Here is an 8,690-nt window from a genome sequence, read left to right on the forward strand (position 1 = left end):
CGCCCCGCTGGCGCCGGCAACGCAGCCCACGGGGATTCTTGGACAGGCTCCTAGGCGGTCTGTGCAAGGTCGAGGAATCCCTCTGCTCTGCCCGGACAAGACGGGTGCGTGGCTTCTCCCGGCATGACAGCCTCTTCCACCACGCATGCAGAAGTCGGTGGCACACCTTTGAGAACAGAGACGACGAGCTGGCTGTAGGCGCCCATCTCCCGCAAGCAAGACATCTCGAGATAGGGATAGTCGCCTGCTTTCTTTCTCACTGGAACCGTCCCTTGTTTCCCTGACTGGCCGCGCTTTGGTCACCGTCATGGTGATGACGCGATTGTCGCGCTTTCGCGGGAAAGCGCGACAATCCTCGTGACCACCCTTGGCAGGTGTCGAGGATGATCGAGGAATGCGTCGAATTGGGCTTGACCCGCAACGGAAGGTCGCGTATGATTCCGATATAGGATTTGCTCCTATGTATCTGGAGTCACGGTGTGTCGCCCTGTCGCAATGCACTCGAGCAGCGCATGGAGGTCTTCAGGGATGCCTGCAAGAAGGCAGGCATCCGGGTGACGCCTCAGCGGGTGGAAGTCTTCCGACAGGTCGCCTGCACGGAGGAGCACCCGGATGCGGAGACGGTGTTCAGGCGAGTGCGACGACGGCTGACGACTGTCTCCCTCGACACGGTCTATCGGACTCTGGACCTGCTGGAGGACTTTGGCCTTATCTCCAGGGTGGATGTGCTGTGCGACCGGGCACGCTTCGATGCGAACCGGGAGCGGCACCACCACTTCGTGTGCGTCCGGTGCGGTGCCGTCCACGACTTCGTGCATCCCGGGTGGGACCGCTCCACCGTGCCCGAGGCGGTGAAGGCGATGGGCGACGTGAGGTCCATGCACGTGCAGTTCCGGGGCCTGTGCTCGAGGTGCGCGGCGCAGGAGCGGAGAGGAGGCAAACGGCCCCGCTCCTGATCCTAGGAGCCTGTCCAAGAATCCCCGTGGGCTGCGTTGCCGGCGCCAGCGGGGCGGATGCAAGGCGCGGCGACGAGGCGATGCAATGGAGAGCATCGTCAAGGAGCCGCTACGCAGCAGACGCCCCGCTGGCGCCGCAACCCGAAGGGACGCTGCGGCTTCTGGCCGCACGCGTTGTCGCACCTCGTCGGCGATGCGCTCCGTTGCATCGCCTCCTCCGTGCTTCTAGCCTGCGGCCAGAATCGCAGGCGTCGCAGCCTCACGCGGATTCTTGGACAGGCTCCTAGAGAGGGCCGGCCGATGGGGCCGCCCAGGAGCCGGACGAGCAGACCTTGGTTTGGACAGCGAAAGGAGCGTGCGCCATGAGCGATGAGAGCAAGTGCCCGGTGACGGGGATGACGCGCGGACACGCGGCGGCCAGGGGCACGACGAACCGCGATTGGTGGCCGAACCAGTTGAACCTCCAGATCCTTCACCAGCACTGCGCCAAGAGCAGCCCGATGGGCGGGGAGTTCAACTACGCCGCGGAGTTCAAGAAGCTGGACCTGGCGGCCGTGAAGAAGGACCTCTACGCGCTGATGACCGACTCGCAGGACTGGTGGCCGGCCGACTGGGGGCACTACGGGCCCCTCTTCATCCGCATGGCCTGGCACAGTGCCGGCACCTACCGCATCAGCGACGGGCGCGGCGGGGCCGGCTCCGGCAGCCAGCGCCTCGCGCCCCTCAACAGTTGGCCCGACAACGTGAACCTCGACAAGGCGCGCCGCCTGCTCTGGCCGATCAAGCAGAAGTACGGCCGAAAGCTGTCCTGGGCCGACCTGATGATCCTCGCCGGCAACTGCGCCCTGGAGTCCATGGGCTTCAAGACCTTCGGCTTCGGCGGCGGGCGCGTGGACGTTTATGAGCCGGAGGAGGACATCTACTGGGGCTCCGAGACCAAGTGGCTGGACGACAAGCGCTACTCGGGCGACCGCGACCTCGAGAATCCCCTCGCCGCCGTGCAGATGGGCCTGATCTACGTGAACCCGGAGGGGCCCAATGGCAACCCGGATCCCGTCGCCTCCGGCCGGGACGTCCGCGAGACCTTCGCACGCATGGCGATGAACGACGAGGAGACCGTCGCGCTGGTGGCCGGCGGGCACACCTTCGGCAAGTGCCACGGCGCCGGCCCCGCGACCCACGTGGGGCCGGAGCCGGAGGCCGCCCCCATCGAGCAGCAGGGCCTCGGCTGGAAGAGCAGCTTCCGCAGCGGCAAGGGCGGCGACACCATCGGCAGCGGTCTCGAGGGCGCCTGGAAGCCGAACCCGACCCACTGGGACATGGGCTATCTGACCATGCTGTTCAAGTACGACTGGGAGCTGGTGAAGAGCCCGGCCGGCGCGAATCAGTGGCTGGCCAAGGACGTAGCCGAAGAGGACATGATCGTGGACGCGCACGACCCGTCGAAGAGGCGCCGCCCGATGATGACCACGGCCGACCTCTCGCTTCGCTTCGACCCGATCTACGAGCCCATCGCGCGGGACTATCTCAGGAACCCCAGGAAGTTCGCTGACGCCTTTGCCCGGGCCTGGTTCAAGCTGACGCACCGCGACATGGGCCCGAAGTCGCGCTACCTCGGCCCGGAGGTCCCGGCCGAGGACCTGATCTGGCAGGACCCGGTGCCCGCCGTGGACCACAAGCTGGTGAACGCCCGAGACATCGTGGACCTGAAGAAGAGGATTCTCGCCTCGGGTCTCTCGATCTCGCACCTGATCTCGACCGCCTGGGCGTCGGCCTCCACCTTCCGCGGCTCCGACAAGCGTGGCGGGGCAAATGGCGCACGCATTCGCCTTGCCCCGCAAAAGGACTGGGAGGTCAATCAACCCGCTCAACTGAAGAAGGTGCTGCGAGTGCTCGGAAGAATCCAAAGGGAGTTCAACCGCGCGCAGAAGGACGGCAAGAAGGTCTCCCTCGCCGACCTGATTGTCCTGGGCGGTTGCGCTGCCGTCGAACTGGCCGCCAGGAATGCCGGCCACAAGGTGACCGTGCCCTTCGCTCCGGGACGCACAGACGCGACGCAGAAGCAGACCGATGCCGCGTCATTCGCCGTCCTCGAACCAAGGGCGGATGGATTCCGCAACTACCTCAAGACCAAGTTCAGCATCGGCGCGGAGCACCTGCTGGTTGACAAAGCGCAGTTGCTCACACTGACTGCCCCCGAGATGACGGTGCTGGTCGGCGGCCTGCGCGTGCTGGGTGCGAACGTTGGCGGGTCGCAACACGGCGTCTTCACCCGACGGCCGGGCACACTGACGAACGACTTCTTCGTGAACCTGCTGGACATGGGCACAGAGTGGCGGCCGGCGTCGGGCGCGGACGACGTGTTCGAGGGCCGTGATCGCACCACGGGCGAGCTCAGGTGGACTGGCACCCGTGTGGACCTTATCTTCGGCGCGAACTCCCAGCTCCGCGCCATCGCGGAGGTCTACGGGAGCGCCGATGCCCAGGGGAAGTTCGTACATGACTTCGTGGCGGCCTGGAACAAGGTCATGAACCTCGACCGCTTTGATCTCGCCTGATCTGGGCGAGCGAGTGCTTGAAGGGCATTGAACCGAGGGAACGGGCGCGGAGAGGGCCGCCGAAGCCCATTGCGCGCTTGGGCCCCGCACCTTCGGGGTAGGTGGCGACAGCCACGTGCCTCGCGGTCATCCATCTCTCGCACGCGGGACATGCCGGAATCAGGACAGGCACTGTTTCCTTCTTCCCTTGAGAGGTCCCCAGCTCTCCTGAGTGCCCCCTTCTTGGTCAGGGTCCTGAGGACGACGGGATTGTCACGCTTTCGCGCGAAAGCGCGACAATCCCCGTCGCCTCTGCGCCCCCTCTGGGGCGGCCGCCGGCGCGGGTTGCTCACGCCTCGAAGCCCCTATCTCGCAATCCTCTCTTTCCAACTCTCGCTCGCCTTTCGAAGCAGGAGCTTCCCAAACGGCATCCCCAAGCCGGAGCCTGGAGACGACAGCGAACGTGCGATTGTCCCTGGCTTAGAGAGGGGCGCAGGGGTGGCCACGCAGCCGCGGGGCAGTTGTCCATTCTTGCTCAATCCTGTGGGGAGAGGGTGAGCAAGTATGGGTGGAATGGCGAGAAGGGGCTATTCTAGAGGCTCCGGCCATACTGATCGTGTCCGGGTGGTGAGCAAGTATGGCTGAACAGGCGAGAACGGGCGATTCTCGCTGTCCGGCGTAGGACGAGCGCCGAAGGGGCGTTCGGCGTCGGGGGTGGACGGCCGGAGTCCTGCCGGGGCGCGCGGATTCGGCCCGAGAGTGGCTCAAGGGAGCCTGGGCTCTGGGGGCAGCAACTGGAAGAGCGCGACCTCGCCTGGGCCGAGCTTGATGGGGCCGAGGAGAGAGCCTGCCTTGTCGGTGCGGGTGGGGGGCGAACTACCGGTCAGCAGGTCGGTGGCGGCCGTGACCGGCTCGGATTCGAGGGCGACGGTGCGTGGCTGAGCGGTGGTGTTCCAGGCGTAAGCCAGGATGGCCGAGCCGTCGCGAACCGCACGGCACTCGATGCCGCCAGGGGCGCCCTCGAGGCTGACCAGGCGGACCAGGGGCTGAATGTGCGCGCGGGCGGCGATGATGCGCAGGACCAGGGCAAGATCCTCGGGCGCCAGGGGCATGGCGAGGTAGGTCACCGAGCCCTTGCCCCGAGTGTACGTGGCAATCGCAGGTGCCCCGTCCGGATAGGTCGCGAGCAGTTGATGGGAGACGTTCACCTTGATGTTCTGGCGCAGTCCCGTGGCTCGCAGCGGGCGTTTGATGGAGGCCAGAAATCCGCCCGGGGCGGGAACCAGGTCGGCGACGGGGCAATCGGCCATGACCAGGTCGTCGAGGCCGCCGCCGAGGTCGGGGCGCGGCCTGGCGCTGTACGATGGCCGCCGGGTCTCGGGGGCCTCGATGCCGAAGCGCTCGAGGTAGTCGGCCTCCCGGCCGCGCTCGTCGCAGACGAACGATTCCGCGATGATGACCAGGTGGCCGCCCAGCTCCACGAAGTCCATCAGGTTGCGCACCACGTTCTCTTCCTCTGCGTGCGCGGCGGGGATGATGAGGAGGCGGACGTCCCCCCAGCGCAGCGCGGCGATGTCGGCGCTGGTGAGGAAGGTGACGCCGAGGTCGAGGCACCGGGCCGCCTGGTAGGCACGGGCCACCTCGTGTGTGTACGGCGTCTGGGATGCCTGCACCGCCCACGCGGGCGCGAGGCGCAGCGAGGCCTTTGAGTAGAGGAGCCCAAGGGGGCGGGGCGCCCGGGCGAGACGGGCGCACTGAGGGGCCAGGCGGCGGGCGTCGAGGGCGTTGCGGAGGAGCCACTCGGCCTCGCGGATGGCTTGGGGGCTGGCCAGCGGCTCGGCAGGCCACGATGGGACGCGAACCGCTGCGCACCCGTGGAGTTGCTGGGGGATCAGATGGGCTGCGCCGGATGTCAGGGCAGGCGCCACCACGGCCCGCTTGCGGGCCGCGAGGGCAAAGGCCAGATCGGTTTCCATCGTGCTGGCGCCGCTGACCTCCAGAACATCGAGCGCGGGCGCCAAAGCCTCCGGGTCCACGCCGCTGAGGGTGAAGCTGCCTGCGAATGCGTAGCGGAAGAGCGGGAGGCCGAGGGCGGAGCCGGGAACGGCGGTGCGGACGCGCGCGGCTGCGGCGCGGGTGTGCTGGGAGAAGCGCTCGCTGTTGAAGGCCGCAAAGTCGCACCAGCGGGAAGCGGTAGCTCCCGCCTGGTCCGGCGCCGGCAGCATGGCAGCGGCGAAGTCCGCGTTCTCCATTCCCCAGACAAGGCGAAGCGTGTTGACAGATTTGTAGTGCCCCTTCAGCCAGGCCACGAAGCTCGCACGGGAGAGGTCCGAGTAGTCCGTATAGAAGGGGGCCTCGCCAAGGGAGATGTAGAGCGGACGGGCGCCCGGGGGCCAGGCGGCGACGGCGCTGGAGGTCTCCGCGGCAATCGCGCGCTGGATGGCGGGATGGTCGAGGCAGATCAGGCAGCCCTCTGCGACGAAGCCGCCTGCGGGGCGGTCCCAGCCGACCCGGCGACTCGTCGGCTCGGCGGCGTGGATGCGCGCGATCTCCGACGCATCCAGTGTCTCGCGGGTGACGCCCGCGAGGGCAGGCAGGGAGCGGCGGAGTTCGCCTCGGGCGAAGAACGGCTCCACAGCCGTGGGGCAGCGGTCGGTGGCCACGGGGAACACCACCTGGTCGCCCTCGTGGCAGAATCCATCGCGGAAGGTCAGTCGCGCCAGCTCGGGTGCGGGGGGCACCGGCGGGCGACGGGCCTCCGCGCCCGTCTCGATGGCCTCCCGCGCTCGAACCGAGCTCTGGTAGATGTAGTCCAGAATATCGTCGCGGCCGTCCGCCTGGGAATCCAGCTCCACCAGCACCTGACGTTCGACCGTGAGCGGGATTCGCAGGTAGATGCCCTGCCCGCCGTGGCCCTCCGCCTTCGAGCAGGCGCGTTCGAGGTCGTCGAGCGCCGCGAGCGTACGCGCGACGCGAGCGGGCGCGCCGGCGAAGCACGCCGCGCCAACCATGAAGAACGCGATAGGAAGCGAGAGTCTCATGCCTGTGGGCATCACTGAACGCCTGTTCTACGGGGATAACCTCTGCCCGACGGGATGGCGAAACGGGGACTGCGAGTCGGGCAGTTGGTTTACCTAAGTATATGCGGCAGTTCGCGAGGAGTCAACTGGCGTCCTGGCACGCGGCATGCTACATTGGCGAATGGCGGTTCATAGCCTACGTGAGGATGAGGAGCATCGAACATGGGGAACCCAGGCAGCGAGACCCCAGGGATTGGGGACGCGTATCAGCGAGCGACCAAGTACCAGCGCGGGCCCGGCCGCCTGGCGCCCGAGGCCCGCGCCGCAGCGGCGGAGGGCTCCGAGACGCTGCCCCCGCCGCAGACGACGGGAGGGCGGGGCCTCTGGGATGTGCTCCTGATGCGCCGCTCGGTGCGCGACTTCCGCCGCGACGCCCTGAGCCGCGAGCAGCTTGCGCAACTCCTGTGGGCCACCCAAGGAGTCACGGCTAGGCACCACGGGCACGCCTTCCGCGCCGCGCCCTCGGCGGGCGCCTGCTACCCAATTGACACCTACGTGATCGTGCACCGCGTGGAGGGTCTGGCAGCCGGCCTGTACCGCTACAACGTGGAGGCAGGCACGCTCGAGCGCCTGCGAGCCGGGGACCTCTCGGACGCGATTGCCGCGGCCTGCCTGGAGCAGGACATGGCGGGCGAGGCCGCCGTGGTGTTCGCCTGGGCGGCCGTGCCGGAGCGCTCCAAGCAGCGATATCGCCAGCGTGCGTATCGCTACATATACATGGATGCAGGGCATATTGGCGAGAACCTGCACCTCGCCGCCGTGGCCATGGGCCTCGGGTGCTGCGCCATTGGGGCCTTCTTCGACGACGAGGTGAACGCAATCCTCGGCCTGGATGGCCAGGAGGCCACCGCGGTGTATCTCTCTGTGGTTGGGATACCTGCGTGATTCCCGGCGATCTGCGCGTTGACTTGCCCGGGGCCGATCTGATATACTGATGCCCGGCGAGTCAAACCGCATGAAGGGGCGGTGATGGGGAACCCAGCCAGGGCTACGTACGTAGACGCCCAGCTATACGCCATGCTCCAGGCAGTGCAGAAGCGCATGGCCCGGGACCCCGGCTGGCAGGTGGTGGCCCGTGGACGCGACTGGCTCTGCCCCTACTGCGGCGAGATAGGGTTCAGCGAGTACGACCCGCAGAAGGCCCCCCGCAGAGTCCTCAAGCACCTGGTGCAGGAGTGCCCTCACTGGGGCGAGGAGGTCGGCACACGGTTCAGCGTGCGCCAGCTCCAGGTCAAGGCCCGCCGCCTCGAGATCGAGGACCTGCTGCGGACCAGCCGCGCCTGGCGCCTGACCGACGCGACCGGGAGCTGGTACTGCCCGTATTGCGCCGAGGCCACCTCGGTGATGTGGCGCCCCGATGCCGGGTCGCCCTCGCCCCCCGCAGAGGACGTGCACGCGCACCTGGAAACCTGCCCCGCAAACCGCGATGGCCACGAGCCATACCCTGCCGATTTCCTCAGCGCCATCATCCACGACGTGGACAAGTACCGCCAGTACGTGGTCGCCGTGCGGTGCAGGATGGAACGCGAACCCGCCTGGCGCGAGGCCGATAGCCAGGGGCGATGGATCTGCCCCAAGTGCCACCAGGCGCTGCCGGGCGTGAACATGACCGAGACGGCGCAGCCGCTGGCGCTGGCGCCGCTGCGAATCGCCCGACACCTGATGGACGGCTGCAAGTCGGGAGTCGCCGGCACGCCCGCCGAGGTGGCCGCGCTCCTGGCAGCCGGTGAGCCTGTGCGCGCCGCGGAGACACTGCGTCGGGCTCAGAACACCTGCGACCACGACTACGGCCAGTGGTCCGACGTTGGCGCCGCGCAGCGCACATGCAAGAGCTGTGGGCACGTCGAGAAGGACTAATCAGCAACCAGCGCCACGGCGCTGCGAAAGGAACTCGCCATGGAGAACGCTACCCAGACACCTACGCTGTTTGTTGCTCCGCCCTGCCTCATCCCGGCGCGTATGCGCTATCAGGCCGATGAGATTCTCGTCGCGGCGGCCACTGTTGATGGGGCTCCGGCGGCGCGAACCATCAAGAATCCGCGCCAGGGGATGTTCAACGTCGTGGAGGACTCGACGCTGCAGGGGCTGGCGTGGCGCGTGGAAGGCATGACCGACCC

General features: G+C 67.7%; 6 protein-coding genes. 5 read left to right on the forward strand and 1 reads right to left on the reverse strand.

The features are described from left to right. The first annotated feature begins 479 nt into the window (after window positions 1–479). Together PLE19_23145 and katG are read left to right on the forward strand one after the other, a co-directional pair. Window positions 480–956 (forward strand): Fur family transcriptional regulator, encoded by a 477-nt coding sequence (locus tag PLE19_23145; GenBank protein HPD17845.1) that lies wholly within the window; start codon window positions 480–482, stop codon window positions 954–956. A 362-nt stretch (window positions 957–1,318) separates the two neighbouring features. Continuing rightward, entirely contained in the window at window positions 1,319–3,514 is a 2,196-nt protein-coding gene (gene katG, locus PLE19_23150; protein ID HPD17846.1) for a catalase/peroxidase HPI, read from the forward strand. A gap of 743 nt (window positions 3,515–4,257) precedes the next feature. Here the strand turns inward: katG and PLE19_23155 are convergent. Continuing rightward, window positions 4,258–6,546 carry a beta-galactosidase gene (locus PLE19_23155; GenBank protein ID HPD17847.1) on the reverse strand — a complete coding sequence of 763 codons (2,289 nt, stop codon included), beginning with the start codon at window positions 6,544–6,546 and terminating at the stop codon, window positions 4,258–4,260. Window positions 6,547–6,735: 189 nt separating this feature from the next. Here PLE19_23155 and PLE19_23160 point away from each other — a divergent pair, with 189 nt between their 5' ends. The 3 genes from PLE19_23160 to PLE19_23170 form a co-directional block, all read left to right on the forward strand. Next, window positions 6,736–7,458 carry a SagB/ThcOx family dehydrogenase gene (locus tag PLE19_23160; GenBank protein HPD17848.1) on the forward strand — a complete coding sequence of 241 codons (723 nt, stop codon included), beginning with the start codon at window positions 6,736–6,738 and terminating at the stop codon, window positions 7,456–7,458. Between the two features lie 84 nt (window positions 7,459–7,542). Continuing rightward, on the forward strand, window positions 7,543–8,430 hold the full coding sequence (locus tag PLE19_23165) for a hypothetical protein (GenBank protein HPD17849.1): 888 nt from the start codon (window positions 7,543–7,545) through the stop codon (window positions 8,428–8,430). Between the two features lie 39 nt (window positions 8,431–8,469). After that, on the forward strand, window positions 8,470–8,690 hold a 221-nt coding region (locus PLE19_23170), incomplete at its 3' end, for a hypothetical protein (GenBank protein HPD17850.1).

Source organism: Planctomycetota bacterium (assembly GCA_035384565.1).
Lineage (GTDB): Bacteria > Planctomycetota > PUPC01 > DSUN01 > DSUN01 > DAOOIT01.